The 26,252-nt window shown below is 61.6% G+C and carries 27 protein-coding genes; 20 read left to right on the forward strand and 7 right to left on the reverse strand.

Annotated features, from left to right (window positions below; all coding sequences use genetic code 11):
* Positions 1-106 precede the first annotated feature (106 nt).
* From P3T24_RS12675 to P3T24_RS12705, 7 genes are all read left to right on the forward strand, one after another.
* Positions 107-685, forward strand: a complete 579-nt coding sequence (locus P3T24_RS12675; protein ID WP_429434980.1) for an RNA polymerase sigma factor — start codon at positions 107-109, stop codon at positions 683-685.
* 11 nt (positions 686-696) lie between these two features.
* Positions 697-1,026 (forward strand): hypothetical protein, encoded by a 330-nt coding sequence (locus P3T24_RS12680; protein ID WP_074267099.1) that lies wholly within the window; start codon positions 697-699, stop codon positions 1,024-1,026.
* A complete protein-coding gene (locus tag P3T24_RS12685; RefSeq protein ID WP_429434982.1) occupies positions 1,023-1,328 on the forward strand; it encodes a 4Fe-4S dicluster domain-containing protein in 306 nt (101 codons plus the stop codon). Before P3T24_RS12680 ends, P3T24_RS12685 begins: the two co-directional genes overlap by 4 nt.
* A 98-nt stretch (positions 1,329-1,426) precedes the next feature.
* Positions 1,427-2,143 carry a dienelactone hydrolase family protein gene (locus P3T24_RS12690; RefSeq protein ID WP_429434985.1) on the forward strand — a complete coding sequence of 239 codons (717 nt, stop codon included), beginning with the start codon at positions 1,427-1,429 and terminating at the stop codon, positions 2,141-2,143.
* A 377-nt stretch (positions 2,144-2,520) separates the two neighbouring features.
* Positions 2,521-3,564 carry a phosphogluconate dehydrogenase (NAD(+)-dependent, decarboxylating) gene (gene gnd, locus P3T24_RS12695; RefSeq protein WP_074267102.1) on the forward strand — a complete coding sequence of 348 codons (1,044 nt, stop codon included), beginning with the start codon at positions 2,521-2,523 and terminating at the stop codon, positions 3,562-3,564.
* Positions 3,565-3,682: 118 nt separating this feature from the next.
* On the forward strand, positions 3,683-4,735 hold the full coding sequence (locus tag P3T24_RS12700; RefSeq protein ID WP_429434988.1) for a phytoene/squalene synthase family protein: 1,053 nt from the start codon (positions 3,683-3,685) through the stop codon (positions 4,733-4,735).
* A 109-nt stretch (positions 4,736-4,844) separates the two neighbouring features.
* The gene (locus P3T24_RS12705; RefSeq protein ID WP_429287285.1) at positions 4,845-6,146 is read left to right on the forward strand and encodes a UDP-N-acetylglucosamine 1-carboxyvinyltransferase; all 1,302 of its coding nucleotides are present in this window, start codon (positions 4,845-4,847) and stop codon (positions 6,144-6,146) included.
* A 76-nt stretch (positions 6,147-6,222) separates the two neighbouring features.
* Here the strand turns inward: P3T24_RS12705 and P3T24_RS12710 are convergent, their stop codons facing one another.
* The 3 genes from P3T24_RS12710 to P3T24_RS12720 form a co-directional block, all read right to left on the reverse strand.
* Positions 6,223-6,777: a hypothetical protein gene (locus P3T24_RS12710; protein ID WP_074267105.1), complete on the reverse strand. Its 555-nt coding sequence runs from the start codon at positions 6,775-6,777 to the stop codon at positions 6,223-6,225.
* A gap of 257 nt (positions 6,778-7,034) precedes the next feature.
* Positions 7,035-8,108, reverse strand: coding sequence for an asparaginase (locus P3T24_RS12715; protein ID WP_429434991.1), 1,074 nt, complete (start codon positions 8,106-8,108; stop codon positions 7,035-7,037).
* Positions 8,109-8,328: 220 nt separating this feature from the next.
* Complete coding sequence (locus tag P3T24_RS12720) at positions 8,329-8,586, reverse strand: hypothetical protein (RefSeq protein ID WP_143787652.1); 258 nt, start codon at positions 8,584-8,586, stop codon at positions 8,329-8,331.
* Positions 8,587-8,840: 254 nt separating this feature from the next.
* On the opposite strand from P3T24_RS12720, the gene P3T24_RS12725 reads away from it, so the two are divergent.
* The 5 genes from P3T24_RS12725 to P3T24_RS12745 all read left to right on the forward strand — a co-directional run bounded on the left by P3T24_RS12725 (position 8,841) and on the right by P3T24_RS12745 (position 12,432).
* A complete protein-coding gene (locus P3T24_RS12725) occupies positions 8,841-9,659 on the forward strand; it encodes an IclR family transcriptional regulator (RefSeq protein WP_074267108.1) in 819 nt (272 codons plus the stop codon).
* A 98-nt stretch (positions 9,660-9,757) separates the two neighbouring features.
* The gene (gene ehuD, locus P3T24_RS12730; RefSeq protein WP_429287282.1) at positions 9,758-10,483 is read left to right on the forward strand and encodes an ectoine/hydroxyectoine ABC transporter permease subunit EhuD; all 726 of its coding nucleotides are present in this window, start codon (positions 9,758-9,760) and stop codon (positions 10,481-10,483) included.
* Positions 10,480-11,268 carry an amino acid ABC transporter ATP-binding protein gene (locus P3T24_RS12735; protein WP_429434994.1) on the forward strand — a complete coding sequence of 263 codons (789 nt, stop codon included), beginning with the start codon at positions 10,480-10,482 and terminating at the stop codon, positions 11,266-11,268. The genes ehuD and P3T24_RS12735 overlap by 4 nt, the downstream gene beginning before the upstream one ends.
* A 37-nt stretch (positions 11,269-11,305) precedes the next feature.
* Positions 11,306-12,163, forward strand: coding sequence for a substrate-binding periplasmic protein (locus P3T24_RS12740; protein WP_429434997.1), 858 nt, complete (start codon positions 11,306-11,308; stop codon positions 12,161-12,163).
* Positions 12,164-12,309: 146 nt separating this feature from the next.
* Positions 12,310-12,432 (forward strand): hypothetical protein, encoded by a 123-nt coding sequence (locus tag P3T24_RS12745; RefSeq protein ID WP_302050863.1) that lies wholly within the window; start codon positions 12,310-12,312, stop codon positions 12,430-12,432.
* Positions 12,433-12,537: 105 nt separating this feature from the next.
* Here the strand turns inward: P3T24_RS12745 and P3T24_RS12750 are convergent, their stop codons facing one another.
* On the reverse strand, positions 12,538-14,859 hold the full coding sequence (locus tag P3T24_RS12750) for an FdhF/YdeP family oxidoreductase (RefSeq protein ID WP_429434999.1): 2,322 nt from the start codon (positions 14,857-14,859) through the stop codon (positions 12,538-12,540).
* A 172-nt stretch (positions 14,860-15,031) separates the two neighbouring features.
* Here P3T24_RS12750 and P3T24_RS12755 point away from each other — a divergent pair, with 172 nt between their 5' ends.
* From P3T24_RS12755 to P3T24_RS12765, 3 genes are all read left to right on the forward strand, one after another.
* Complete coding sequence (locus P3T24_RS12755) at positions 15,032-16,447, forward strand: PLP-dependent aminotransferase family protein (protein ID WP_429287278.1); 1,416 nt, start codon at positions 15,032-15,034, stop codon at positions 16,445-16,447.
* A 10-nt stretch (positions 16,448-16,457) separates the two neighbouring features.
* Positions 16,458-16,724 (forward strand): helix-turn-helix domain-containing protein, encoded by a 267-nt coding sequence (locus P3T24_RS12760; RefSeq protein ID WP_074267114.1) that lies wholly within the window; start codon positions 16,458-16,460, stop codon positions 16,722-16,724.
* A 153-nt stretch (positions 16,725-16,877) separates the two neighbouring features.
* Complete coding sequence (locus P3T24_RS12765; RefSeq protein WP_297351763.1) at positions 16,878-17,012, forward strand: hypothetical protein; 135 nt, start codon at positions 16,878-16,880, stop codon at positions 17,010-17,012.
* Positions 17,013-17,065: 53 nt separating this feature from the next.
* Here the strand turns inward: P3T24_RS12765 and P3T24_RS12770 are convergent, their stop codons facing one another.
* Both P3T24_RS12770 and P3T24_RS12775 read right to left on the reverse strand, forming a co-directional pair.
* On the reverse strand, positions 17,066-17,335 hold the full coding sequence (locus P3T24_RS12770) for a hypothetical protein (protein ID WP_074267115.1): 270 nt from the start codon (positions 17,333-17,335) through the stop codon (positions 17,066-17,068).
* A 258-nt stretch (positions 17,336-17,593) separates the two neighbouring features.
* The gene (locus P3T24_RS12775; RefSeq protein WP_074267116.1) at positions 17,594-18,517 is read right to left on the reverse strand and encodes a LysR family transcriptional regulator; all 924 of its coding nucleotides are present in this window, start codon (positions 18,515-18,517) and stop codon (positions 17,594-17,596) included.
* A gap of 151 nt (positions 18,518-18,668) precedes the next feature.
* Between P3T24_RS12775 and P3T24_RS12780 the strand changes: the two genes are divergently transcribed.
* The 3 genes from P3T24_RS12780 (at position 18,669) to P3T24_RS12790 (ending at position 22,507) form a co-directional block, all read left to right on the forward strand.
* The gene (locus P3T24_RS12780; protein WP_429435002.1) at positions 18,669-20,009 is read left to right on the forward strand and encodes an MFS transporter; all 1,341 of its coding nucleotides are present in this window, start codon (positions 18,669-18,671) and stop codon (positions 20,007-20,009) included.
* Positions 20,010-20,031: 22 nt separating this feature from the next.
* Positions 20,032-21,207 (forward strand): L-rhamnonate dehydratase, encoded by a 1,176-nt coding sequence (locus tag P3T24_RS12785; RefSeq protein WP_429435005.1) that lies wholly within the window; start codon positions 20,032-20,034, stop codon positions 21,205-21,207.
* 265 nt (positions 21,208-21,472) lie between these two features.
* Complete coding sequence (locus P3T24_RS12790; RefSeq protein ID WP_429287274.1) at positions 21,473-22,507, forward strand: GNAT family N-acetyltransferase; 1,035 nt, start codon at positions 21,473-21,475, stop codon at positions 22,505-22,507.
* Between the two features lie 84 nt (positions 22,508-22,591).
* Here the strand turns inward: P3T24_RS12790 and P3T24_RS12795 are convergent, their stop codons facing one another.
* The gene (locus P3T24_RS12795; protein ID WP_074267120.1) at positions 22,592-23,776 is read right to left on the reverse strand and encodes a glycosyltransferase family 4 protein; all 1,185 of its coding nucleotides are present in this window, start codon (positions 23,774-23,776) and stop codon (positions 22,592-22,594) included.
* 462 nt (positions 23,777-24,238) lie between these two features.
* Between P3T24_RS12795 and P3T24_RS12800 the strand changes: the two genes are divergently transcribed.
* The gene (locus tag P3T24_RS12800; RefSeq protein ID WP_429406224.1) at positions 24,239-25,009 is read left to right on the forward strand and encodes a transporter substrate-binding domain-containing protein; all 771 of its coding nucleotides are present in this window, start codon (positions 24,239-24,241) and stop codon (positions 25,007-25,009) included.
* Between the two features lie 83 nt (positions 25,010-25,092).
* Positions 25,093-26,208, forward strand: coding sequence for a succinylglutamate desuccinylase/aspartoacylase family protein (locus P3T24_RS12805; protein WP_429435007.1), 1,116 nt, complete (start codon positions 25,093-25,095; stop codon positions 26,206-26,208).
* Positions 26,209-26,252 lie beyond the last annotated feature (44 nt).

Genomic DNA, 26,252 nt, shown 5'->3' on the forward strand with positions numbered 1-26,252 from the left:
GGACCGGCACCTAGGCTTGCGGGACTTATCAACCCTGGCTCGCGCCAGAAAACGCATTATTTTCTGCCCGCCACAATATCCCCGCTCCCCAGTCGTCTACAGACGTATGGAAACGCCGCCGCCCCCGGACCCGATGCTCGAACGAGACAACGACCTCACTGCAACCATTTTGCGTGAGCGTACGCGGCTTGGGCATTTCATCCGGCGCCGGGTGCGTGATCCGAGCGACGCGGAAGACATCTTGCAGGATGTCTTTCATGAGTTCGTGCAGGCCTACCGGCTGCCCGCGCCGATCGAACAGGCCAGCGCCTGGCTGTTCCGCGTGGCGCGCAACCGCATCATCGACGTGTTTCGCAAGAGGCGGGAACTGCCGTTGGTCGAACCCGCCACAGAGCCGGATGACGAAAGCGAATACCGGCTCGACCTTGCGCTGCCGTCACAGGATGCCGGCCCGGAGGCGGCCTATGCGCGGTCGGCGCTGCTCGATGCGCTACAAGCCGCGCTCGACGAACTGCCGGCCAATCAGCGCGACGTTTTTGTCGCGCACGAGCTCGAAGGGCGCAGCTTCAAGGAACTGGCTGGCGAGAGCGGCGTCAGCGTGAACACGCTGCTCGCACGCAAGCGTTATGCGGTGCTGCATCTGCGTGCCAGCCTGCAAGCCGTGTATGACGAACTGGAAATTTAAAGGAGCAGGTGATGAGATTCAAAGTGAGATGCTTCGGCAAAGCACTGCTGGCCCTGGTGGCGATCGCGGTGCTTGGATGGATCGTAATGTCGCTATGGAATTGGGTGATCCCGGCGATATTCGTCGGCGGCCGTTCGATTGATTTTCTGCACGCGATAGGTTTGCTGGTGCTGAGCCGCATCCTGTTCGGCGGGTTCCGCGGCCGTGGCGGCTGGCACGGCGGTGGACGCGGACATTGGCGCCGCTGGGAGCGCATGACGCCGGAGGAACGCGAGAATTTCCTCAAGGGCTTCTCGCCCCGGGACCGCAGGGCGCAGTCGCAGGAGGACAACCCATCGTGAGCAAGACATCGACAGCTGCCGCCTGCAAGCAGGCACCGGGCGTGATTGCGCCGGTGGTCGACTTCAGGCGTTGCGAAGGGAAGGGCGATTGCGCGGTGGTTTGCCCTGAGAACGTGTTCGAGATTCGTAAGATCGACGCTGAAGATTACAATCAGTTAGGTATGTTGAATAAATTCAAGCTGCGGGTGCACGGTCTGAAGGTCGCTTATACGCCGAATGCGGATGCATGCCGTTCCTGCGGGTTGTGCGTGACGGCGTGCCCGGAGCGGGCTATTACATTGGCGCGACATTGGCGCGGGTGAAGTGACGTGAATTGTGACATTCGCAACCTGCACCGCCCGCCAGCGTCCCCGCACGACAAACGCTATGCTATGCGTTTCGCCCAACCGAGGACCGCTCGATGACATATTCACCAGGATCCATGATTACCTTCCGCCGTCCCGATGGAAAGGATGTTGAAGGTTATCTCGCCAAGCCGCAGAACCCCGTAGGTGCTCCCGCCATTGTTGTGATTCAGGAATGGTGGGGCTTGAACGACCAGATTCGCGGCGTGGCCGACCGCCTTGCGCAAGCCGGCTATCTGGCGCTCGTTCCCGATCTCTACCGCGGCAAGATGACGGTCGAGAAGGAAGAAGCGCACCATTTGATGAGCGGCCTCGACTTCGGCGACGCCGCTTCCCAGGATATTCGCGGCGCCGTTGAATACCTGAAGCAACACGCGGACCGTGTGGCCGTCACCGGCTTTTGCATGGGCGGCGCGCTGACGCTGCTGGCGCTCGGCCAGATTCCCGAATTGTCCGCCGGGGTGGTGTGGTACGGCTGCCCGCCGCTCGACTACATCCAGGCTGACAACATCAAGGTGCCGGTGCAAGCGCACTGGGCTACGCAAGACGCGTTTTTCCCGCCTGATGCGGTCGAGGCGGTCGAAGCCAAGCTGCGCAACGCGAAAGTCGATCTCGAGTCGTACCATTACCAGGCCCACCACGCGTTCGCCAACGAGACGGCGGTCGGACCCGGCCGTATCGCGGAGACCCAGTACGATCCGGTCTGGGCTCAACTGGCCTGGGACCGCGCTCTGACTTTCTTTGGCCGCACGCTATGGCCGCAGAAGGCTTAAGCTAGTCCAACTTTCGGCGGCGGCGAGCCGCATCATTCTTCAGCACGCTCGCCGCAGCATTGAACGCCTTCCCTCCTCCCCCTGTCTCACTGTTGCGCTGACCCGCAATCCGGCGCATTGCGTCTTCTTGGCGCATCGGCATCCCCGGCAAGAACTGCGGCGCGCCAGACTTCTGCCGGGAATCGTTCGGAAAAAGATTCCCTGCAAAAGCGGCAAGTGACGACTAACGTACTACGGTACGACCGCGCAGAATCCCCGTTTTCGCATGTGAGCTTCGTTGCCTCGTAACGCAGCGCATGCAGCGGCGGTTCTGCTTCACAACTGCTTGAACGGCCGCGGCAGCAGCCAGCGCGGTATCGCAACGTAAGGAGTGAGAGATGCAGCTAGGCATGATTGGATTGGGGCGCATGGGCGCCGACATGGTGCGGCGTCTGACCGCCGGTGGTCAGACCTGCGTGGTCTACGACGTAGCGCCGGCGGCGGTGGAGAAACTCAAGCAGAGTGGCAGCGGCATCGAGGGAGCCTCGTCCCTCGAAGATCTGGTCAAGCAACTGGCGAAGCCACGCGCCGTCTGGTTGATGGTGCCGGCCGCGGTGGTCGATTCGACGCTGGCGAAACTGACGCCCTTGCTCGAGCCGGGCGACATCGTGATCGACGGCGGCAACTCGTTCTATCACGACGACATTCGCCGCGGCAACGAACTGGGTAGCAAGAAGCTTCACTATGTGGACGTCGGAACGAGCGGCGGCGTGTTCGGCCGCGAGCGCGGCTATTGCCTGATGATCGGTGGCGAGACGCCGATCGTCGAACACCTCGCGCCGATTTTCTCGACGCTGGCGCCGGGACCGGGCGCGGCCGTCCCGACACCCGGACGTCCCAAGGACGCGGGTACGGCGGATCAGGGCTATCTGCATTGCGGGCCGCAAGGCGCCGGCCACTTCGTCAAGATGGTTCACAACGGCATCGAATACGGGATCATGGCGGCTTACGCGGAGGGCTTGAACATCCTCCACAACGCCAACGCCGGCAAAAAGACTGCGGAAATCGATGCGGAAACCTCGCCGCTGCACGGCCCGGAGTTCTATCAGTACGACCTGAATTTGCCGGAAATCACGGAGGTCTGGCGCCGCGGCAGCGTGATCGGCTCATGGTTGCTCGATCTGACCGCTGCATCGCTGGTCGGCGACGCAGGCCTTGAACAGTACTCTGGGCGCGTGTCGGACTCGGGCGAGGGGCGTTGGACCGTTAACGCGGCGATCGACGAAGGCGTGCCGGTGCCGGTGCTGAGCGCGGCCCTGTTCGCCCGCTTCAGCTCGCGCGGCGAGGCGGATTTCGCTAACCGTGTGCTGTCGGCAATGCGGCACGATTTCGGCGGCCATATGGAGAAGGCAGCCGCCAAGACCGGCAAGCCGATCGCGTAAGAAACCGGCGCCCGCCGCGAGGCCAGCAGGCCTGCGCGGCGGCGCCGACGGGTCGGTCGCGTTTTGCAGGATACAATTCGGCAGCGCCCAAATTGCCCCAAACCGACCTGATCCATTCATGCTGAATCCTACCCGGACCTATCTCCTGGGTCCGCTGCTAAAGGGCGTTTCTCGCTCCTTTTACCTCACGCTGCGTATCTTGCCTGCTGGAATGCGCGACCCAATCGGCCTCGCGTATCTGCTCGCGCGCGCCGCCGATACGATCGCGGACACCTCGCTGATTCCGCCGGAGCAACGTCTGGAACTGCTGCTATCGCTGCGCGCTCAGGTCAACGGTGCGGCTGACGAAGGCACGTTTTTGCAGCGGATGTCCGTCGAAGTGGCGGGCCAGCAGACGCAATCGGATGAGAAGGTGTTGCTCGAATTGCTTGGACCGGCGCTCGCCATTCTGTCGCAGTTGAACGAGTCGGATCGCACGGCCGTACGCGAGATTGTCTCGACGCTAACGGAAGGCATGGAGTTCGACCTGCGCACGTTCCCGGACGAGCGTTCCGGCCAGATTGTCGCGCTTGAGCATGTGTCGGAGCTGGATCGTTACACCTATCTGGTCGCGGGCTGCGTGGGCGAGTTCTGGACCCGGATGACATACGCGCACCTGCCGGGGACGCTCAAAGCTGAGCCCGAAACGATGCTCGCACGCGGAGTGCGGTTTGGCAAAGCGCTGCAGATGACCAACGTGCTGCGCGATTGCGGCAAGGATCTGCGGATCGGCCGCTGCTACCTTCCCACCGAAATGCTGGATCGCTTCGGCCTCACGCCGCGGGACCTGCTGGAGCCCGGCAATTCGGTCCGTGCGCAGCCATTGCTATTCGAACTCGTGCGGATGTCGTTGGCACACTTCCGCGAGGCCGTCGACTACACGCTGGCGATCCCGCGCCTGTCCATTCGCTTGCGCCTGGCGTGTTTGTGGCCGGTGCTGATCGGTCTGGAGACGTTGCTCCTGCTGGTTCAAAACGAGGCGTGGCTCGATCCGGCGAAGGTCTCAAAGATCCAGCGCAGCAAGGTGTATGAGGTGATCGGATATTCGACGGCGCTAGCGGCCTCGAATACCGCGCTGCGCCGCTGGACTGGGAGCCTGATTGAGCGGATCGAGGCGCGCTTGCAAAGCTGACAAGGCCAAACCGGCCTTTGCAGAAAATCACGTTTTCCGGTCAAGCGTGCGCGCTCGCGCGGTGGCATGATATCGACCTCACGTCCCCTTCCATACGCCTGCGCCGAACATGTCGAACCTGATCGTTCATGGCGGTCTCCCGCTCCGCGGCGAGATCGAGCCATCCGCCAACAAAAATGCCGTCCTGCCGATTCTCTGTGCCACGCTGCTGACCAATCAGCCCTTGCGTCTGATCGGCGTCCCGGAGATTACCGACGTCAAGAAGATCCTCGAGATTTTCCGCACGCTCGGCAGCGAAGTGTCGATGGATTTCCAGACCGGCGTTCTCGAGCTGCATCATCACGCCACCACGTTCGATCCCGTCACGCACAAGCTGCCGGAGGAGATGCGTTCGTCGATCATGCTCGTGCCGCCCTTGCTGGCCCGTTTCGGCGTGGCGCGTCTCGAGAACGACGTGAAGGGTTGTACGCTCGGCGTGCGCGAGATCGATCCGCACGTCGAGGTGTTCGAGCGCTTCGGCGCGCGGGTGACGCGCACGGCCGAGTCGCTGATCGTGCGTGCCGACTCGCAGATGAGCGCGAATCACCACTGGCTGGATTACGCGTCGGTCACCACCACCGAGAACTTCGTGCTGTGTGCCGCGTCGGCAAGCGGCACGTCGACGCTCGTCAATGCCGCGTCCGAGCCGCACGTGCAGGAGTTTTGCCGTTTCCTCGCAATGCTGGGCGTCGAGATTGACGGCATCGGCACATCGCGCCTGAGCGTTTCGGGCGGCGGCAAACTGGGCGGCGGCGAATTCCGCTTCAGCGAGGATTTCCACGAAATTGCCACGTTTCTTGCACTGGGCGCGATCACCGGCGGCGACATCGTAGTCAGGAATACCGCGCCCGAGCAGTTTCCGCTGATCGATCGGACATTCGCCAAGTTCGGCGTGGACGTGGTTCATCGTGACGGCTGGTCGCGTGCATTCCGCGAGGGTCCGTTGCGGGTGCGTCGGCCTTTCACACAGAACATTCTCACCAAGGTCGAAGCGGCGCCCTGGCCTTATCTGCCCGTGGATCTGCTGCCCATTTTCATCGCGCTCGGCGTCAAGGCCGAAGGCAGTGCGATGTTCTGGAACAAGGTCTATGACGGCGCAATGGGTTGGTCCGTCGAGCTTTCCAAGTTCGGCGCACACGTGTTCCTGTCCGACCCGCACCGCCTCATCACGTTTGGTGGCCTGCCGTTGACGCCGGCCAGGGTCGAAAGTCCGTACATCATTCGTGTCGCCATCGCACTGTTGATGGTCGCGGCGAGTATCGAGGGGCGCTCGGAAATCATGAACGCGTTGCCGATTCGTCGCGCGCATCCGCACTTCGTGGAAAACCTGCGCTCGGTAGGCGCAAACGTGGAATGGACCAGCAGCGAATAAGCATGCCGCTACTGCGCTGAGGGCCACTGGCCGACAATCACCGCCGCGTATCGTCACGCCCGGCTCGGCACCGATTTCATTGCACGGCGTAGCCCTTTCCCTGCATACAGCCGGCGTAGGCGCGCCAGTAGCGCGTCATTGGCGGCTCGGGCGGTGGCATTGGCGGCGGCTTAACCTCCGCCGCGGTTTGCGGGTCGCTGGCACCGCCTAATTGCGGGACGCCGTTCTTGTCGGTTTTCGGCATCGGTTCGCTCGCCTGCGCCGTGGTGGCCGGCGCGCCGCTGGCCGGCATCGCAGTGGCCGGCATGCCGGTAGCCGGCGAAGCGCCTGTGGTTGTCGCACTGGCCGACGCGAGGGATGTTCCGCTAGCAGGCAGCGGCGGTTGCGATACCACGCCGCCTCCGCCTATTCCGGGGGCGCCGGACGCGAGCTTGGGCGGCATTGCAGATTGCGCTTGCCGCGTGATGTTGACGTTGGTTTGACGGCTGGCCATGCCGTAGCACGTGGCGGCGTCGGCGTTCTGCTGCCAGGGGCTCTGGCTGCGAATCGGATAAACCACCGGCTGCCACGCCGACGCGGCACCGCTCAGCGTGAGCAGCGTCAGGCCCATGATGGGTAGGGTGATTTTCATCGCGGAGCCTCCTGGTGCGGTCTCGCTGCAATCCGTGTCTGGATCCACTGCCCCAAGGGGCGTGTTGCGACGTGGACCCATCCCCCTATGCGGCTCGCGCTCGACCGGCGATAGATTTCAGTCGAGCGTAACACCGTGCCCTGACGGCACGCGCTGCGAAATATCGGCTCCGTCGGCCATTCTGAAGCTCAATTAGGGCAGGGTGATCCCTCGCGTGGGTAGGGTTCATTGGGACGGCACGGCTGGCCGTTCAGCCCTTATTGCTTCCCGCCAACCGGTTCGAGCGCGACCGACAGCGCGAGACGTCCGGTTTCCACGCCCATCGTATTGCGCATGGGCGGCGCACGGAACGATTCGAGCTGGGCGCGCTGCGCAGCTGTGCCGATGTCGAGTTGCGTCAGCAACTGTGCCACCACGGCGTAAAGCACAGTCGTATTCCCGTCTTCGACTTTGACGGCAATTCCCAATGCACCCTTGGCGCCAAGCCGCGCCGTCTGCTCGTTCGGCCGCACGCCGATGGCGTAGCTTGCCTCGGCGCCGAGCTTGCCGACCAGCGCCCCATCGAAGCTGCGCATCAACGCGGTACAAAAACGTCCTTCGCCCGCGACCATTTCCGGGTACCGGGTCATCGCGCGGTAGATGCGCGCAAGCGCCGCGCTGCGCGCAGATGCTTCAGACGATTGAGCCGCCGCGTCGGCGAGCTTTGCGTAAAGCCGCGCGAGACGCTCGAGCGGGAAAGCAGGCGTGGGCAGATTGCAGCCGTCGACAGCCCACTGGACCGCCTCGTCGGGCAGATCGCAGACGTCGGCGACGGTGTGCTTCACGCGAAGCTGCAGCGGATGATCGGCCTTGTGATAGTCCTGCACGTCCGCGCCGATCGCCTGCGCGCCCGCGAGCATGCCGGCGTGCTTGCCGGAGCAGTTGCTGCATACCGCACCCGGCGTGAAATCGCGCTTGATCCACGACCGGTAAACGGCGTCGGATATAGGCGCATGGCCGCCGCAGCGCAGGTCGGCTTCGCTCGCATTGGCTTTCGCAATCATCTGCCGTGCGCGTTCAATATGCCGGTCCTCGCTATTGTGCGAGCCGCACATCAGCGCGAGGTCGGCCTCCTCGAAGCCGAAGCGTTCGAGCGCGCCGGTTTCGAGTACCGCCAACGCCTGCGCTGGCTTGGCTGCGGAACGCGCCAGCGTCATGCGCGAAGGGTCGCCAAATCCGTAGAGCAGACCGCCCCGCGCATCGACCACCGCCACATGTGCAATATGCGTGTTTTCGATCGCGTCGCCACGATAAGTCGTAGCCGCAACCGGCCCATTTACGCGCCCAGTCATTGATGTGCTCCTGATAATCATCGGAATGCAGTCGATTTTACTTTTTATATTGCGCAGACCAAACCGGACCGCGGCTTGAGGCCGAATTTCGCCATGTCATTAGCATGTCAGCAAATGGACGTAACAATGCCGGCGTGGCGTTGCAGTCTTCGTGGATACCCGATAATGGCGCGCGGATCGTACGATCAATCCGGGGTGACTTGCCGCAGATGTAGATGGCCTAGTCCGACAGGCCGGCAAGAATGCGGTCGATTTCGCCGAACTGTGCCGGCGACAATTGATGATTCTCCATGACGCTGCGCAGGCGCTTGCGCCAGTAAGCGCGCGGCAACCCGGACTGGTCGAGGTCGGACGCCGACAAGCGCCCAAGCACGAGTTTGATATGCGCGAGTTCGCTGTGGACGAGTTTCGCGGAGTGTGCGCCTGACATTTTCGACTGCCCGTCGATGCACAAGCCTTCTTCAGAGACTATTCCCATGGTCCTTGCCGCCGAGCTGTGTGACGCCGCGCAAAAAATCCCCGGAACGCGGCGCCTCTCGAATTCGGCCTCCTGTCGCTATTTTTGTGGCGAGGCGAGCCGCGAATCCGGAGCGCCAGATGCTGACCGATTAATCGTTCGGCACTACCGAACCACGTTCGGCAATAAGTTCATCTTAATTTCCGATTTAGTGACTGTCAATATGAGATGTGGGATGCTACCGGGTAGCTTCATCAACGGAATCAAAACAGAAAATGACAGATGCAGTTCAAACTGCTGAGGACCGATACGCGCTACGCAGTGTCAACCGCGCGCTCGATGTCCTGGAGGCCTTGGGGAAGGCCGCCAGCGAAGGTATGACAGTCGCTGGGGTCGCCGAACAGATCGGGGTGTCGAAGAGTACGGCGTTCGCGCTGCTGCAGACGCTCCTGATGCGCAATTTCGTGACCGACGTCCGCCTCGGGGGCTCGCGCCGCTACCGGTTGGGGCTTTCGCTCGTCTATCTCGGCGATCGCGCGGCGGAAGATATCGGCGTGTCGCAACTGGCCATGCCGGTGCTGCGTGAGCTCACCGAACTGACTGGACTGACGTCACGCCTCGCGATCCTCGATCAGGGCTACGCGGTCGCGATCAACCGCGTCGACGCGCCCGGCATTCTGCGAATCGCGTCGGCGCTTGGGCAACGCGAATTGCCGCATTGCTCGGCGCTTGGCAAATCGCTGATGGCCCTGCTGCCGCCGGCAAGGGTGGTCAAACTGCTGGCGCAAACCGGCATGCCGCGCCGCACCGAATACACCCTCGTGACACCCGCCGAACTGATGAGCGACCTGATGCTGGTCGCCGAGCGCGGCTATGCCTTCGATAACGAAGAGGACAACATTGGTGTGGTGTGCATCGGCGCGGCCATTACCAATCGCGAAGGCGAGGGCGTCGCCGCGATCAGCGTGACCACGCTGAAAAGCGGTTTGAGCGATGAGGATCTGCATGAGCTGGGTCGGACGATCCGCAGGCATGCGGACCGCGTGAGCAAGATGCTGGGTGCCGAAGTGGATCCGGAAGTCTACGCGGTGTAAATAACCAGGCCACGACATCGAGCGTATTGCCCGGAGCGCGACACCGCAATCAGGTGTGGGAGGGTTGCGCGCGTCAGGCTTCGGCACGAAGGAACCTCATGCTGACAGAATTTCTTGCCCTGTTCGACTTGCACGGCGTGGGCGACTACCTGCCCGCGTTGCTAAAAGGCGCCGCCACCAGTCTGGCGCTGACTGTTTGCATCACGTTGATCAGCTTGCCACTCGGACTGCTGATCGCACTCGCCAAACTTGGCCGCTCGCGGCTGCTGCGGTGGTGTGCTTCGATCTATATCGAAGTGATTCGCGGAACGCCCGCGCTGCTGCAACTTTTCTATATCTACTTCGTTCTGCCGTCGTTCGGTATTCGCTTCGATCCGTTCGTGGCCGGAGTCATCGGGCTGTCGATCAACTATTCGGCTTATCTGGCCGAGGTGTATCGCGCCGGCATCGCTGCGGTTCCGCGTGGCCAGATCGAAGCCGCCAAAGCGCTCGGCATGTCGCGCCGCAAGATGCTGCGTCTGATCGTGCTACCTCAGGCCATCCGCGTGGTGATTCCGCCGCTCGGCAACTACGGCATTTCGCTGTTCAAGGACACCTCGCTGGTATCGATTGTCACCGTCAAGGAATTGATCTTTACGGGGCAAATCATTTCGTCGACGAATTTCCAGTACGCCACGGTGTTCACCATCATTGGCGCGATTTATCTGGCGTTCTCTTACCCCAGCGCGCTGGCGGTGCGCTGGCTCGAACGGCGCATGAATGTCGGTAACAAGGCGAAGCCCATAGATCATGGCGCTCCTGATGCCACGGTGGGTACGCCATGATCCGTCTTGACGGTGTGAACAAGCGCTTCGGCGACCACCATGCGCTGAAGGACGTATCGCTTAGCGTCGCGAAGGGTGAGGTGCTGTGTGTCGTCGGACCGTCGGGGTCGGGCAAGTCGACGATGCTCCGCTGCATCAACCATCTGGAAACCGTCGACAGCGGCACGATCTATTTCGATGAAGCACCCGTTTACCAAGGCCTCAGTAACGGCCGCCGTCATGCCGATAGCGACAGGGAGGTTGAAGCGATTCGGGCCAAGGTCGGCATGGTGTTTCAATCGTTCAACCTGTTCTCGCATCTCAGCGTGATCGAAAACATTACGGTTGCGCCCGTTCATGTACTGGGTCGTTCGTTATCCGATGCAACGCAAGCCGCCTATGCGTTGCTGGACAAGGTCGGCCTGCGGGCGAAAGCGAACGACTATCCGCACGAGTTGAGCGGTGGCCAGCAGCAACGCGTGGCGATTGCGCGTGCGCTCGCCATGCAGCCTGAAGTCATGTTGTTCGATGAAGTCACGTCCGCTCTCGATCCCGAACTGGTGGGCGAGGTCTTGCGCGTGATGCGCACGCTTGCCGACGAAGGCATGACGATGGTCGTTGTCACTCATGAAATGGGATTCGCGCGTGAGGTAGCCGACCGGATCGTCTTCATGGCCGATGGACGGATCGTTGAAGAGGGGCACCCTGCGGCGTTCTTTGCGGCGCCTCAGCAAGCACGCACCCGGGATTTTCTGCGTTCGTTGTGGGAACGGAACCGGCAGCTCGGCGGAACAGCCAGCCTGTAGCACTCCAAACTTAAGACCAACGATTCAGGAGTTTTCCATGAGAGTGGCGACGCTGATGCTTGCATCGATAGTGACAGGCTTGCTGTCCGTCTCTACAGTCTGGGCCGCCGACGAAGCCGCGACCAGCAGCGCGCGTTTCGACGGCGGCGACGGCTCTTACCGGCGTGCCGTCGAGAATGGCATTACCCTGGTTATTGCAGCCGACCCCCCGTCGACGTTCCAGGACAACAAGACCAATAGCTTCGACGGTGCGGACGTGCGCATCTTCCGCGAAATCACCAAACGCCTCGGGATCACCAAGGTGAACTGGGATATCGTGCCCTTCGACGCGCTGATTCCCACCTTGCTGTCCGGGCGGGGCGATGTGATCGTCGATAACCTGCATGAGACGGAAGCGCGGTTGCGCGTCGTGGCGTTCACGAGTCCGGCCTACTGGTACGGCTCGGGCATCGCAGTCGCGCGCGGCAATCCCCTGAAGATCCACAATTGGGCCGACTTCGCAGGCCATACCGTGGGCACGCTGCGCGGCGGCATCAACCACGAACTGCTCAGCCAGCGTACCGATCTGAAGGAAATGAAACTGTATGCGAGCAACGAGGCGGAATTCGCTGACCTGATGGCGGGACGCATCGACGTGGCGATGGAAGACGGCATCAAGATCTCACAGTTCCTTGAGGCGCATCCCGCCGTCGCGATGGAGATGGTGCACGACTACCAGCCGCGTCCCAAGGAATATGGCTACGCTCGTTACACGCTGCGCAAGAACGATGTGGATCTGAACAATGCGGTCTCGCGTGCGCTCGATGAAATCCGTGCAGACGGCACGCTGGGAACGATCATCAGACAGTTCGGCTATAGCGACCGCAATCTCTGGTACTTCCCGGTCAAGAACTGAACCGCAAGGGGGCGGCAATCCGCCGCCGCCCGTAAAAAACCGGCTATCCCGAACCAGGACGTACAATCACGCCTTCGCAAAACGTCCAGCTCTCGCCGGGCGCCGCGCGGCGTATGCCGTTCCTTGAATTGAAACCAGAAATATTCGTGACTTCTTCCTCAAACTCCTCGTTGTCCCGCTCGCGTAAATCGCTGACCATCATCCAGACGCTCGTCATCGTCGGCACGGCTGGACTGATCGGCTCCTTGCTGGTCAAACTGCTGGTCTAGTTTTGCCAAAGCACGAAGTGAAAAGGCAAAAGGCCGTTCCGACTCATATCGGAACGGCCTTTTCTTTTGCTTCAACCGGGAATCAGGCGGCGTTCGATCTCAGGCTCAGGCGGCCACCGCTTCCAGCTCTTCCACTGAAGCCGTGAGCAGCACCGGGATCGATTTCGACGTCGGCGTACCGGCCCCGTCTGCGACCGACGAAAGCGGCACCAGCGGATTCGTCTCCGGATAGTAAGCGCCGAGACAGCCGCGCGGGATGTCGTACTCGACGAGCAAAAAGCTGTCCGCCCGGCGCTCGATGCCGTCGTCCCACACGCTCGTAATGTCCACGCGCTGGCCGGCCACGAAGCCGAGCATCGCGAGGTCGTCCTTGTTGGCGAAGAGCACGCGCCGCTGGCCGTAAACACCGCGATAGCGGTCGTCCAGACCGTAGATCGTGGTGTTGTACTGGTCGTGGGAACGGGTGGTCATCAGCGTCATCAGGCGCTCGCCATGGCGGCTGCGGGCGCGGTGAATCGGCGTGTCGAAGGCAATCGCGTGCACGAGGAACTGCGCCTTCTTGCTAGGCGTGTTCCAGATCCGGTCGCGCGAGGCGACCCCGAGGTGGAAGCCACCAGGATGCTTGAGCCGCTCGTTGTAATTCTCAAAGCCGTCGAACACTTTTTCGATGCCATCGCGGATCAGCGCGTAGTCATTCATTTGCGCCAGCCAGTCGACCTTGCTGCTGCCGAGCGTCGCGTCCGCCATGCGCGCCACGATGGCGATTTCCGACAGCAGATTCGGCGAAGCCGGCTTGTTCATGCCGTACGAGATGTGCACCATGCTGAACGAATCTTCGACGCTCACGCCTTGCGCCACGCCGTTCTGCATGTCGATCTCGGTGCGGCCGAGCGTCGGCAGGATCAGCGCGTCGCGGCCGTGCACGAGGTGGCTGCGGTTCAGCTTGGTCGTGATATGCACGGTCAGGTCGCACGAACGCATGGCTTCCCACGTGCGCGGCGTATCCGGCGTCGCAATCGAGAAATTGCCGCCCAGGCCGATAAACACCTTCACCTTGCCGTCGAGCATTGCCTGAATCGAATTCACGACGTCGAGGCCGTGTTCGCGCGGCGGTTCGAAGTCATAGACCCTGCCGAGGCGGTCGAGGAACGCCTGGGTTGGACGCTCTTCAATCCCCACCGTGCGGTCGCCCTGAACGTTCGAGTGACCGCGCACCGGGCACAGACCGGCCCCGCGCTTGCCGATCATGCCGCGCATCATCATCAGGTTCGACAGGAGCTGGATCGTCGGTACTGAATTCTTGTGCTGCGTGAGGCCCATGCCCCATGTGGAGATGACCGTTTTGCCCTTGACGTAGATGTCGGCGAGCTTGAGCACGTCCTCCATCGGCACGCCCGATTCGGCGACGATGGCGCCCCAGTCTTCCGCGCGCAGATCGTCGGCGAAGGCGTCGAAACCTACCGTATGTTCGGCGATAAACTCCACGTCCAGCACGCGTTCGCCGCCGCTCGCGAGCGCCGCGTCGTCCAGCTCGATTACGCGCTTGGCGACACCCTTGATCAGCGCGAAGTCGCCGCCCACCTTCGGGCGAATGAACACCGAACTGATCTTGGTGCTGCCCATGGTCAGCATTTCGACCGGATGCTGCGGGCTGGCGAAGCGCTCGAGGCCGCGTTCCTTGATCGGATTGATCGACACGATCGTCGCGCCGCGCTTTGCGCACTCGCGCAGTTCGCCGAGCATCCGCGGATGGTTGGTGGCCGGGTTCTGGCCGAAGATCAAAAGCGTGTCGCTGTGCTCCAGGTCGTCCATCGTGACCGTGCCCTTGCCGACGCCTACCGTGCCCGGCAAGCCGCGGCTCGTCGCTTCATGGCACATGTTCGAGCAGTCGGGGAAGTTGTTGGTGCCGTACATGCGCACGAACAACTGGTACAGAAAGGCGGCTTCGTTGCTGGCGCGCCCCGAGGTGTAGAAAGCGGCGCGGTCGGGATCGTCGAGGGCTTTCAGATGACGCGCGATCAGTTCGAACGCCGCATCCCATTCGATCGGCACATAGCGGTCGAGCAAGGCGTCGTAGACCATCGGGTCGGTCAGGCGGCCGTGTTGTTCGAGTTCGTAGTCCGACTGCGCCATCAGTTCTTCGATGGTGTGCTGCTCGAAGAACTCCGGTGTCACGCGCTTGCTGGTGGCCTCGGCGGCTACCGCCTTGACGCCGTTTTCGCAGAATTCGAAGGTGGAGGCATGTTCGCGGTCCGGCCACGCGCAGCCCGGGCAATCGAAGCCGTTTGGCTGGTTCTGCTTGAACAGGGTCTTGTAGTTGACGCCAGCAACCCTTTCCTTGATGAGATTGATGGCGACGTACTTCAGGGCGCCCCAGCCGGCGGCGGGGTGGGTGTACGGTTCGATGCGCGCTTCGGGTTTTTTCATGACCTTGCTGCCGGTAAACAGGCGGATTTGCCGATAAACCGAAGCCTACTGTGTTCCGAAAAGTTGGCGGAACACAGAAAACGGGAAAGGGAAGGGATACAGTTTTCGGCGATTTGGCATAAACTGCGGTCATTTCCTTTGCCACGCGCCGCCCGCCCGGTCGCCTCGTCCCTTGAAGCTCTACGAAAAACTCGCCGATGAAATCGGTGCGGCCGTGCGCCGCGGCGTGTTCGCCGCCGGCGAGCGGATCCCGTCCGTGCGCCAGGCGAGCCAGCAGCACGGCGTCAGCATCAAGACCGTGCTGCACGCCTACGCGTTGCTGGAAGGCCGCGGCCTGATCGAGACGCGCCCGCAGTCGGGCTACTTCGTGCGTGAGCTGGCAGTCCCGCCGCAGACCGTGCGCGATCACACGGCGGCACCGCCCGCGCCCGCCTCGGAGGTCGACGTGAGCCGGCTGGTGCTGTCGACCTTGCGCAGCATCCGTGCTCACGACGCTGTACCGCTCGGCTCGCCGTATCCTGATCCCACGCTGTTCCCCTGGCGGCGCATCAACCAGTACGCCAACGCGATTGCCCGGCGTCACGCGAGCTGGAACCTGATCGACGACCTGCCGCCCGGCAATCCCGAACTGATCCGCCAGATTGCGCGGCGCTACGCGGAAAACGGCGTGCCGGTGGATCCGAACGAGATCATCGTCACGCTCGGCGCGACCGAGGCGATCAATCTGAGCCTGCAGGCGGTGGCGAAGCCGGGCGATACGGTGGTTGTCGAGTCGCCGACTTACTACGCTATGCTGCACGCCATCGAGCGTCTCGGCATGCGCGCCATTGCGGTGACGACGCATCCAACCGACGGGATCGACGTCGAGGTGCTGGCCGGCATTATCGACAAGCAGAAGATCGCGGCGTGCATGGTGATGCCGAATTTCCAGAATCCGCTCGGTTTTCAGATGCCGGATGAACGGAAGAAGCAGCTCCTCGACCTGCTCACGCAACACGATATCCCGGTGATCGAGAACGACGTCTATCAGGAGCTCTACTTCGGCGACGCGCGGCCTTCCACGCTCAAGCAGTACGACACCAAGGGACTGGTGTTGCACTGTGCTTCGTTTTCGAAGAGCCTGACTGCGTCGTACCGGATCGGCTGGGCGATGCCGGGCCGTTACCGCGCGCAAGTGGAAAAGCTCAAATTCCTGAACACGTTGACGACGCCGTCGGTGCCGCAGGTGGCCGTGGCCGACTATTTGCGGCAGGATGGATACGACCGCCATTTGCGCCACGTGCGCAAGTTCTACCATCAGCAGGCTCGCTTGATGAGCGCGATGGTGCTGCGTTTCTTTCCGTCCGGTACGCGCGTTTCCGCGCCGCAGGGCGGCTACGTGCTGTGGGTGGAAATGCCGGAACGCGTCGATTCGATGCGGCTCTACCGGACCGCGCTTGCGCGCGGCATCACGGTCGGGCCAGGCTACATGTTTTCGACCCGCAACGATTTTCGCCACTTTATCCGGCTGAATTACAGCTATCCCTGGACTGCGCAGACGGAAGCGGCGCTCAGGACGCTGGGCGGCCTTGTTACAGAGATGGCCTGAGGGGGCTCCGATGAACGACGAAGTTGATCCGATGCTGGTAGCAATATTGATGCAGCTGTGGCGCGCGGAGCAGGAGACGCCCGGCCGCGACTGGTCGCTGGCGAAGCTCTCGAAGCAGGCAGGTGTGCCGATGAGTACGCTGCGGCGTCACCTGACGGCGCTGGCCGACGGCGGCATCGCCGAGACAACTTTGAACGAGGAAGGCACCGGCACCGCGCGATTGAGCGACGCGGGGCGGAGTTTGTGCGCTGATCTGTTCCGCGATCCGGCAGAGTGAGCGAACTGGCGTGCCGGCAGCGAGCTTTCAGGCAAGCGTGATATTCTGCAACTGGTTGTGTAGCTAATCATATGGGGGTCGTAAGCGCGTTCCCTACGCCCTCATGATTAAACACGACAGAAACCAGAGCTCCGCCGTTGCGGCTATTTCATCATGAAGCGAATTGCAGCCTTTACTCTTGCCACCTGGTCGGCCGCGGCCATTCTTTACTTTGGCCAGCACTCTGTCGCGCTGATTGCGCTAAGCGGAGTGGTCGTGCTGGGCGGTTTCGACCTGCTGCGTCCTTAGCACGGCGGACACTCCGCACGCGCACGGGCCGTCACTTATCGCTGATTCGCCCTTCACTCGCCGCCACGCAATTTGACGGCGATTTCATGCCACTCGCGCACTCCGTCTTGCAGCTCGCTGCATAGTTGGGCGTCGACTTCGCCCAGTCGCTTCCATAGCTCGTTCAACTGCTTTTCCCGCAACTGGAATACCGCCGCAGCGGCCATTTTCCTGCTACCCCGCAAGCGTTTTTCGGCATCGAGGCATTCCAGGTAGAGTCGAGCCACTTCTGGATCTGCCAGATCGACCGGGCGCAGTTCGACACTGCTCAAGCGTACGTTCATGATTCCCTCTGATATTTTTTATCGCCGCAACTGACCAGCGAGAGGCTGGGTGAGCGGTCAATCGCGCCGTGACGAAGCGGCGTCGTTAGTGGTGCTAGGCAGTATGCAGGGTCCGTGCTTGACGTTGCAAGGGCAAATCCACCGATTCAACCGTCCTTGAAGACGCAAACGTTTTACTTCGTACGGTAGCGCGCATTTCGTCATGCGCGTCGCATCTCGTCGCTTGTGATGTTCTCATTTCATTAAGCCACCCGCAGCTTAAGCCGTGCGAATTGCGTCGATCACGAGTTGCGTCGCGGGACGGATCCGGCGGTTCTTCCTGAGGATCAGCCCATAGGGGGCGAGGCGGCCGCGCAGCGGTGTGGCGAGTGCGGCCATGGTCCCCAGATCGACGTAGTACTGCGCTACGGAAGTGGGCAGCACCGCCAGCATGTCGGAGTCGAGCAGGAGTGACAGCGTGGTCAGGATCGACGAAGTCTCCACCGTGCTGATGGGAGGCGCCACGCGCGACTCGCGAAAGGTCTGGTCGATGATCTGCCGCATCGGACTGGGATGCGGCTGCACAATCCAGGGGTATTTCGCCAGTTCGTTGAGCTTCGGACGAACCGTTGCGTGCGCAACCGGATGATCAGGCCGCGCGACGATCGACAAGGCCTCTTCACCCAAGGTTTCGAAACTCAGGTCGAGCGCAGGAAAGCCATCGGGGATGCGCCCAAGCATGATGTCCAGCTGGTCCTGCTGCAGCGCCTGCACGAGTACGTCACTGGTATCGATCTGCACCGAGATCTGCAGGCGCGGATGCGCAGCCTTCAGCGCAACGATGGCGTGTGTCAGTAGTTCGGGTGCCGGCGCCATCACTGCACCGATGCGCACCTTGCCGATATCGCCCGCCTCGATTGCCGCCAGCTCGTCGCGCAATTCATCGAGGTCTTCGAACACGACCCGCGCGTAGCGCATCACCGCTTCGCCGAAGATGGTCGGCTCCATGCCGCGCGCGTGCCGCACGAACAGCGAGACGCCAATGGTGTCTTCGAGCTCTTTGAGCGCCTTGGTGGCGGCGGGCTGCGTCATCGCAAGCTCATCGGCCGCGCGACGAAGCGACTCCGTTTCCGAGAGCGCCACCATCAGTTGCAGGTGACGCAGGCGCAGCCGTTTGCGAATGGTCGAGGCAGGCGCAATCATGCGAGCGATAACTCCAGGGAATAGGCCGATTCGATTAATTCACTAGTCAGTTATCGCATAGTTTCGCACACTAGCGAAGCTTAGGCGCTACTGGAGGCGTCCGCGCAATGACTGCGTGCGGCGCACAAAACAAGACTCAGGAGACGAATCAATGAACGCGACAAGCGGCGTGGCGCTCGAGAGCGCCATCGCGAAGGCACGCACGAGACTGCTGCCTTTCCTCGTGCTGATGTACATATTGGCTTTTATCGATCGCGCCAACGTCGGCTTTGCGAAGAACGTGCTGCAGGCCGACACGGGCCTGAGCGATGCGGCGTTCGCCTTCGGCGCCGGCATCTTCTTCATCGGCTATGCCGTGTTCGAAGTGCCCAGCAACCTGTTGATGTACCGGCTCGGTGCGCGTGTCTGGATGAGCCGCATCATGGTCACCTGGGGGCTTGTCTCGGCGTGTACCGCACTGGTCCACGACGCATCGAGCTTCTACGCATTGCGGGTCCTGCTCGGTATCGCTGAGGCAGGCTTCTTCCCCGGCATCATCCTGTTTCTGTCCAGCTGGTTTCCGGCAAACACGCGCTCGCAAACCATGGGCGTGTTCTATTTCGGTTTCCCGCTTGCCATGCTGTTTGGCAGTCCGGTATCGGGCGTGTTGCTCGATATCTCCAACCCGTTCGGCTTGCATCCTTGGCAGTGGCTGTTCGTGGTGGAGGGTATCGCTGCTTCCGCGGTCGGCGTGATCGCATTCTTCTATCTGACCGACCGTCCCGCCGATGCCCGCTGGCTCGATACCCCGCAACGCGATGCATTGGTTGCTGCCTTGCGTGTGGAGGACGAGCATAAACGCGCACATGGTCCCGCCTCTGTGCTGGCGGCACTGCGCGATCCACGCGTGCTGTTTCTCAGCCTCATTTACTTCGCTGTCCAGATGAGCGTGTACGGCGTGGTCTTCTACCTGCCCACCCGCATCGCCGGCCTGACTGGTGGCCACGTCGGCACGAAGGTCGGCTTGCTGACCGCCATCCCGTGGATCGCGGCGATTGTTGGCACCTTTATCGTTACGCGCACAGCGGACCGCCATGGCCATCATCGTAACTGGGCCGCGGCGATGCTCACGCTCGCGGCGCTCGGCATTGCCGCCTCCGCGGTGACCTCATCGGTCGTACTCGCGATTGCCGCGTTTTGCGTCGCGGCAATCGGTTTCGTCGCCGTGCAGCCGCTTTTCTGGACTTTGCCGACGGGCTACCTCGGTGGCGCGGCCGCCGCGGGCGGAATCGCACTCATCAATTCGATTGGCAATCTGGGCGGCTTCGTCGCGCCGAATCTCAAGGCTTTTGCCGAGCGCCTCGTAGGCTCGCCGCAGGCCGGCATGCTTTCGCTGGCGGTGGTCGGCCTGATTGGCGCCGCGTTGCTGCAGTGGTTCAAGTCGACCTCGCCGGAGACCGTTCGCCTGCCTCAAGAATCCACCGCATCGCTTGGCAAACGGCCGAGCCACTAATCTTTCCAAGGAGTTGACGTTTATGAAGATCAAACACATTCGCACCCGCGTCTTTGAATGGAAAGGCAAGGTCGTGCCGCCGCAAGCGCATTTCTGCACCAACGCGGTCGATATTCTCTTCGAGCGTGGCGATGCGATGGGCTCGTTCCGTTTTCACGGCTGGCTGGTGGTGGAAGTGGAGACCGACGATGGCATCGTTGGTATCGGCAACTGCGCGCTCGCGCCGCGCGTGGCCAAGCAGATTATCGACGAACATCTCGCCCCGATCGCGCTTGGCGAAGACCCGTTCGACAACGAATACATCTGGCAGAAGATGTACCGCCGTACGCTCGCCTGGGGCCGCAAGGGCATCGGCATGGCGGCGATCTCGGCGATCGATATTGCGCTGTGGGACATCATGGGCAAAGCAGTCAACAAGCCGGTGTTCAAGCTGCTCGGTGGGCGCACCAAAGAGAAGATCTGGTGCTACGCCTCCAAGCTTTATAACAACGACGATCGTGATGCTTTCCTCGGCGAAGCAAACGGCTATCTCGAGCAGGGTTTCACTGCGATGAAGATGCGCTTCGGCTACGGTCCCAAGGACGGCCCGAAGGGTATGGCGAAAAATATCGAGCAGTTGCGTCTGTTGCGCGAACTCGCGGGCGATGAGATCGACATCATGGTGGAGTGCTACATGGGCTGGACGCTCGAATACGCGCGCCGCATGCTGCCGCGTCTCGCCGAATTCAATCCACGCTGGATCGAGGAACCGGTGATTGGCGACGACGTCGAGGGATATCAGGAACTGAAGAAGATGAACATCATTCCCGTCTCGGGCGGCGAGCATGAGTTCACGATCTACGGCTTCAAGGACCTGCTCGAACGGCGCGCGGTGGACGTGATCCAGTACGACACGAATCGCGTCGGCGGCATTACCGCTGCGCGCAAGATCAACGCGATGGCCGAAGCGTGGTCCGTGCCTGTGATCCCGCACGCGGGGCAGATGCACAACTATCACCTGACGATGTCCACGACGGCGAGCCCCATGTCGGAGTTTTTTCCGGTGTTCGATGTGGAAGTGGGCAATGAACTGTTCTACTACATTTTCGAAGGTGAGCCGCAGCCGGAAAATGGCTTTCTGCAACTATCCGACGAAACGCCTGGGCTTGGCATTACGCTAAGCGACAAGTATCTGAAGGACTTCAATATCATCGGATAAAGCGTAGAAATCGGCCTCACACCGGTAACCCTTTCGACCTAAGTGGGCTATCGAGCAGAACACTTTTCCGAGACCTGCCTTTCTCCATACGAGTCCACTGTTTTTACTCGATTTTGGCGTGAAAGTACTACCAAAGTGCGAATAGACTCGCCGTAGTCGGCTCGAACCGCGCGCATTCGTCTGAGCGAAACAATGCGTCTCGCGGCTTGGGGGGAAAGGCAAACAGTATCAACGGGGATCGGGCCCGGAACCATGTGAGTTGCCGATGACAACCGTACGAGACTCAGCGGTGCCTCTTGAACGCGTGATACGCAGCACCCCCGTGGTGCCGTCTGTCACCGCGTCGGCGCGCTCAGTCGAAGCATCGGTTGCTCAATCCATTTTCCACGAACCCTGGTGGCTCGATATCGCGACCGGCGGTAACTGGAGCACGGTGAAAGTCGTGCGCCGCAACGAGGTGCTCGGGGAATTGCCTTATTATCCGACCCGCATGGGGGTGTGGCGGATTTCACATCTTCCGCCGCTCACGCGGACGCTGGGTCCGGTCATCAAACCCATGGGCCTCGACCGCACGCACGAGCAGCATCACCGGCTGAGCGTCACCTCGGAGCTGATCGATCAACTGCCGCATTTCGACAGCTTCTTCCAGTTGTTCGATCCACGCACTGAAGATGCGCTGGCGTTCGCCTTACGCGGATTTACCGTCTCGGCGCGCTACACGTTTCAGATCGCGCCGGATTGCACGGTGCCCGAGACCTGGGCTCGTCTGCATGGCAAAACCCGCAATGTCATCCGGAGTGCAGAGCGAAATCTCACGGTCGCGCCCATCGCGACGCCTAGCGAATTCCTGCAGTTCTACGAAGCAAATCTGCTTGAACGTTCGCGCACGAATGCCTACGGATCGACCGTGATGCGGCAACTGGTCAACGCGTTCGTCGCTCGCAAGGCGGGCCATCTGCTGGGGGCTTATGGCCCGGGTGGGCGGCTGGTTGCAGCTATCGGTCTGGTGTGGGACCAGCATTCGATGTATTACCTGCTCTCGTCGCGTGCCCTTGGCGCGCATGGCGGGTCGATCAGCCTGCTGATCTGGATGGCGATCCAGCATGCGCTCGAGCGCAAGCTGACGTTCGATTTCGATGGATTTTCCAGCCCCGCCACCTTCAACTTCCTGGATGGCTTTGGTGGAGAGCTGAAGCAACGGCTTGGGGTGGAACGGCTGAGTACGATGTATTCGGTCGCGCGAATTCTCAAGCGCCGCATTGCGCCGGGTTCGGCGGCGGTGTTCGCGCCTAATCTTTGAGTGTCGCGCTGTTCGTCTAGTGGCTTCGTTGCGTACGTGACAAGCCACGCAACGAGCGCCGATCCAGTGCCCCTGTTCCCGTTTCTAAGCCGCTTCCTGCGTGCGGCTCGCCGGGCCGATCATCGCTTCTGCCAGTTCGATGGTATTCGACGCGAACAGCGCCGGCGTCCAGCGCTTCGCTGATGCCAACGCGTTAGCGGAGAAGCGTTCGCGCAACTCGCTGTTCGTGCCCAGTTGCATGATCTTTGCCGCTAGCGCCGATTCGTCATCCGGCTCGACGATAAAGCCGTTGACGCCGTCCTGCACCAGTTCGTTCGCCACACCGCAAGCGTGTGTGACGATGGCCGGGGTGCCCGCTGCAAAGGCCTCGTTGATACACAAGCCCCACTGGTCGAACTTGCTGGCGAGCACGACGAAATCCGCCAGCGCGTAGAGCCCCGGCATATGGGGATTCGGCACGGAACTCAGAATGAGCACATGTTTGGCCAAGCCGAGCCGGTCGATCTGCTCCAGCAGTTGCGCCTTGCATGGACCTTGCCCCACCAGCACGAGAGAGATGCCGCGCAGATGCAGTCCCGCGTGAAAGAATGCGCCAATCAGCAGATCGATATTCTTGCGCGCCACGAAGCGGCTGACGCACAACACGTAGCGCGGCGGCAGCGTAAAGCGTGCGCGAATCTCGTCTGCCGCCGAGGCGGCCTCGCGGGCCATTCTGGAAAAGTACTCCACGTCGATCACGTCGAAGCCCACGCGCGAGCGTTCCATTGGGATACCCAACGATTCCGCGTAGACGCGGTGTTTTTCACCAGCGACAAGGGCCGCGTCGAACCTCGACACCAGCAGACGTTTCGCACGTTCCTTGATGGTGTAACGTTTGCCGTCGTCGGCTTTCGAGTCCGACATATAGATCAGCGAAAAGCGGCGCGTCAGTGCTTTGAGCACGCACAGCACGATCGAATAGTTCGTGTTGTAGCCCAATGTGACGACGACGTCCGGAGCAAACTTGCGGAAGACCGCCAGCAACTCGGCCGCCACGCGGAAGGTGTGACCATCGCCTTCGCCCGCGTCCTTGATCAACGTAACGCAGTTCGCAGGATGGGTATTGAAGAAGGCCGCGCGGCGATCCTGAGGGAAGCCGTACACGCCGGATTTGCCGAATACCTCGACGAGAAATACTTCGTGGCCGCGGCTGTTGGCAAGACGGAGAAGCGCTTGATACCGGGGCACATGGTAGTCACCCAGATTGCCGACGACGAATAGGACTCGCATGGAAGGGCTAACGGATCGGGATAAGGTTGGCAGGATGCTCATGGCGCAAGCATGTCACTTGTCTCCTTGACCGATTGAGGCGATCGGAGTGTTTTGCGACTACGTTGCCGGTTAAGCGTAGTGTCCTTGTGGGCATCCTAACCTGCTGGCGGCCTTGCCCAAAGAGTTGTCCGGGGACGGCGAGGGTTTGGCGGACAAGTCAGAGTGGCGGACCCCATTTCTCGACGGGACGCTTACGGATCGCGCCCATTCGCCGCTATCCCGCCCGCGCACGGGTAGTGCGGGACAAGACAGGGTGAGCCTGGCGCGATGGGTGATCGCTAAATGCGATCGCGATAGCCCCGGAGGGCTTCTTTGACGCGCCAACGAGAGGTAGCATGACGCCTGCCAGACGCCACGCGGTCCAGCCGCACGTCATCCGCTCCTTTCCGACAAGCTCTCCGAACCGGACCGCCTCTCGCCATGAAGACCCCGTTGATGATCCTGACCGCCGCGCTGACTGTCAGCAGCGGTGCGTTTGCTGCTGATAGCGCCACGTTGCGTCTCGGCATTGACCCGAGCTATCCGCCGATGGACTCCAAGGCGCCGGACGGCAGCGTGAAAGGCTTCGACGTCGACCTCGGCAATGAAATCTGCCGGCGCATCCATGCCAGATGCGAGTGGGTGGAACTGGAGTTCTCCGGGATGATCCCGGCACTGCAGGCGCGCAAGATCGACGCGATCATGTCGTCGATGGCGATTACCGAAAAGCGCCAGCAGCAGATCCTGTTCTCGTCGAAACTGTTTCAGTTCAAATCGCATCTCATTGCGAAGCAAGGCTCGGGATTGAGCGACGCGCCGGCGTCGCTGGCGGGCAAGCAGATCGGCGTGCAGTCGGGCACGCAGTTCGAAACCTATGCGCAAGCCCACTGGGCGCCCCATGGCGTGGGCGTGGTAGCGTATAAGAGTCAGGACGAGGTCTTTGCGGACCTGGTGAATGGCCGCCTCGACGGCGCCCTGCTGGGTACGGTGGAAGCGGATCAAGGCTTTCTGCGTACACCGGCCGGCAAGGGCTTCGCGTTTGTCGGGGCACCGCTGTCGATGGGCGACCATGGCACAGGCATCGGTCTGCGCAAGGACGAAACAGCCCTGCAGGCGTCGATCAATGACGCGATCGCTTCGATGTTGAAGGACGGCACGTATGCGAAGATTGCGCACAAGTACTTCGACTTCGATCCGTACGGCAGCGATTGAGCATCGATCGCTGCGCTCGCGCCGCTGCACAGACATAGAACAGTCATAGATAACGTTGGTCTCTCCGCATTCGCGATACGCTCATGAAGAAACAATCGATCCCTCTGCTGTCCCCCGCCATTGGCACTCATCGTGAACTGGTGAGCTTTCACTTTGGACCCGAGGACAGTGGTCAGAAAATCTACATACAGTCGACCCTGCACGCGGACGAAACACCCGCGATGCTGACGACGGTCCTGCTGAAGCGGCGTCTGCTCGAACTGGAAGCGCAGGGCGCGCTGGCTGCGCAGATCGTAGTGGTGCCGGTGGCGAACCCCGTCGGGCTCGGCCAATACGTGTTGGGCCAGTTTCTCGGCCGCTTCGATCTGGCCAGCGGCAAGAACTTCAACCGCAATTTCCTGATGTTCCCGCGTCTGCTTGAACGCGCCAAGGAGTCGCTCGGGGCGGACCCGGTGGCGAACATCCAGATCGTTCGGCAACTGATGAACGCGGAGCTGAACGAGCAAAAACCGCTGACCGAGTTCGAATCGCTGCAAGTGGCGCTGCAAAAGCTTTCGTTCGATGCGGATGTCGTGATCGATCTACATTGCTCGCTGGAAGCCGTGATGCATCTGTACACGAGCGAGGTGGGTTGGCCCGATTTCGAGCCGCTTTCGCGCTATCTCGGCGCACGCGCTTCGCTGCTCGCCACGGACTCGGGCGCTGCAGCGTTCGACGAGATGTATAGCCTGCTGTGGTGGCAACTGCAGCAGAAGCTGCCGGCGCATCAACCGGTCGGTACCGGCACGGTTGCGGTGACGGTGGAATGCCGCGGACAACGGGACGTCTCGTATGCAGTGGCGCAGCAGGATGCCGATGCGCTGGTCGATTACCTGATGTGGCGTAAGGCGATTCGCGGCGAGCCAAAGGCGCTGCCCGAACTGCTCGCGCCTGCCACGCCGCTCGCGGGCAGCGAGCAGTTCTATGCACCGGTGAGCGGAATACTCGTGCACCGCGCGAATATCGGCGACAGCATTCGTGCGGGCGATCCGCTATTCGACATCATCGATCCGCTGACCGACGAGACGACCACCATCAGCAGCAAGACAGATGGCATTTTCTATATGCGTCGTGCGATCCGCTTCGTGACAGCGGGCGCGCCGCTGGGCCGCGTGACGGGAACGAAGCCGCTGCGCACCGGCGTGCTGCTGGGCGCGTGATTCGTCCGGGGAGCGGGGGTGTTACCTATGATGCGTTAACGCGT

The sequence above is a fragment of the Paraburkholderia sp. GAS33 genome (assembly GCF_050436645.1).
GTDB lineage: Bacteria > Pseudomonadota > Gammaproteobacteria > Burkholderiales > Burkholderiaceae > Paraburkholderia > Paraburkholderia phenazinium_B.

Coding starts and splice junctions, on each gene's coding strand:
- P3T24_RS12710 (WP_074267105.1), bottom strand. CDS start 6,777: ATGAAAATCACCCTACCCATCATGGGCCTGACGCTGCTCACGCTGAGC.
- P3T24_RS12750 (WP_429434999.1), bottom strand. CDS start 14,859: ATGAAAAAACCCGAAGCGCGCATCGAACCGTACACCCACCCCGCCGCC.
- P3T24_RS12675 (WP_429434980.1), top strand. CDS start 107: ATGGAAACGCCGCCGCCCCCGGACCCGATGCTCGAACGAGACAACGAC.
- P3T24_RS12725 (WP_074267108.1), top strand. CDS start 8,841: ATGACAGATGCAGTTCAAACTGCTGAGGACCGATACGCGCTACGCAGT.
- P3T24_RS12780 (WP_429435002.1), top strand. CDS start 18,669: ATGAACGCGACAAGCGGCGTGGCGCTCGAGAGCGCCATCGCGAAGGCA.
- P3T24_RS12770 (WP_074267115.1), bottom strand. CDS start 17,335: ATGAACGTACGCTTGAGCAGTGTCGAACTGCGCCCGGTCGATCTGGCA.
- P3T24_RS12735 (WP_429434994.1), top strand. CDS start 10,480: ATGATCCGTCTTGACGGTGTGAACAAGCGCTTCGGCGACCACCATGCG.
- P3T24_RS12765 (WP_297351763.1), top strand. CDS start 16,878: ATGAAGCGAATTGCAGCCTTTACTCTTGCCACCTGGTCGGCCGCGGCC.
- P3T24_RS12775 (WP_074267116.1), bottom strand. CDS start 18,517: ATGATTGCGCCTGCCTCGACCATTCGCAAACGGCTGCGCCTGCGTCAC.
- gnd (WP_074267102.1), top strand. CDS start 2,521: ATGCAGCTAGGCATGATTGGATTGGGGCGCATGGGCGCCGACATGGTG.
- P3T24_RS12805 (WP_429435007.1), top strand. CDS start 25,093: ATGAAGAAACAATCGATCCCTCTGCTGTCCCCCGCCATTGGCACTCAT.
- P3T24_RS12790 (WP_429287274.1), top strand. CDS start 21,473: ATGACAACCGTACGAGACTCAGCGGTGCCTCTTGAACGCGTGATACGC.
- P3T24_RS12700 (WP_429434988.1), top strand. CDS start 3,683: ATGCTGAATCCTACCCGGACCTATCTCCTGGGTCCGCTGCTAAAGGGC.
- P3T24_RS12795 (WP_074267120.1), bottom strand. CDS start 23,776: ATGCGAGTCCTATTCGTCGTCGGCAATCTGGGTGACTACCATGTGCCC.
- P3T24_RS12785 (WP_429435005.1), top strand. CDS start 20,032: ATGAAGATCAAACACATTCGCACCCGCGTCTTTGAATGGAAAGGCAAG.
- P3T24_RS12680 (WP_074267099.1), top strand. CDS start 697: ATGAGATTCAAAGTGAGATGCTTCGGCAAAGCACTGCTGGCCCTGGTG.
- P3T24_RS12715 (WP_429434991.1), bottom strand. CDS start 8,108: ATGACTGGGCGCGTAAATGGGCCGGTTGCGGCTACGACTTATCGTGGC.
- P3T24_RS12690 (WP_429434985.1), top strand. CDS start 1,427: ATGACATATTCACCAGGATCCATGATTACCTTCCGCCGTCCCGATGGA.
- P3T24_RS12720 (WP_143787652.1), bottom strand. CDS start 8,586: ATGGGAATAGTCTCTGAAGAAGGCTTGTGCATCGACGGGCAGTCGAAA.
- P3T24_RS12800 (WP_429406224.1), top strand. CDS start 24,239: ATGAAGACCCCGTTGATGATCCTGACCGCCGCGCTGACTGTCAGCAGC.
- P3T24_RS12705 (WP_429287285.1), top strand. CDS start 4,845: ATGTCGAACCTGATCGTTCATGGCGGTCTCCCGCTCCGCGGCGAGATC.
- P3T24_RS12760 (WP_074267114.1), top strand. CDS start 16,458: ATGAACGACGAAGTTGATCCGATGCTGGTAGCAATATTGATGCAGCTG.
- ehuD (WP_429287282.1), top strand. CDS start 9,758: ATGCTGACAGAATTTCTTGCCCTGTTCGACTTGCACGGCGTGGGCGAC.
- P3T24_RS12740 (WP_429434997.1), top strand. CDS start 11,306: ATGAGAGTGGCGACGCTGATGCTTGCATCGATAGTGACAGGCTTGCTG.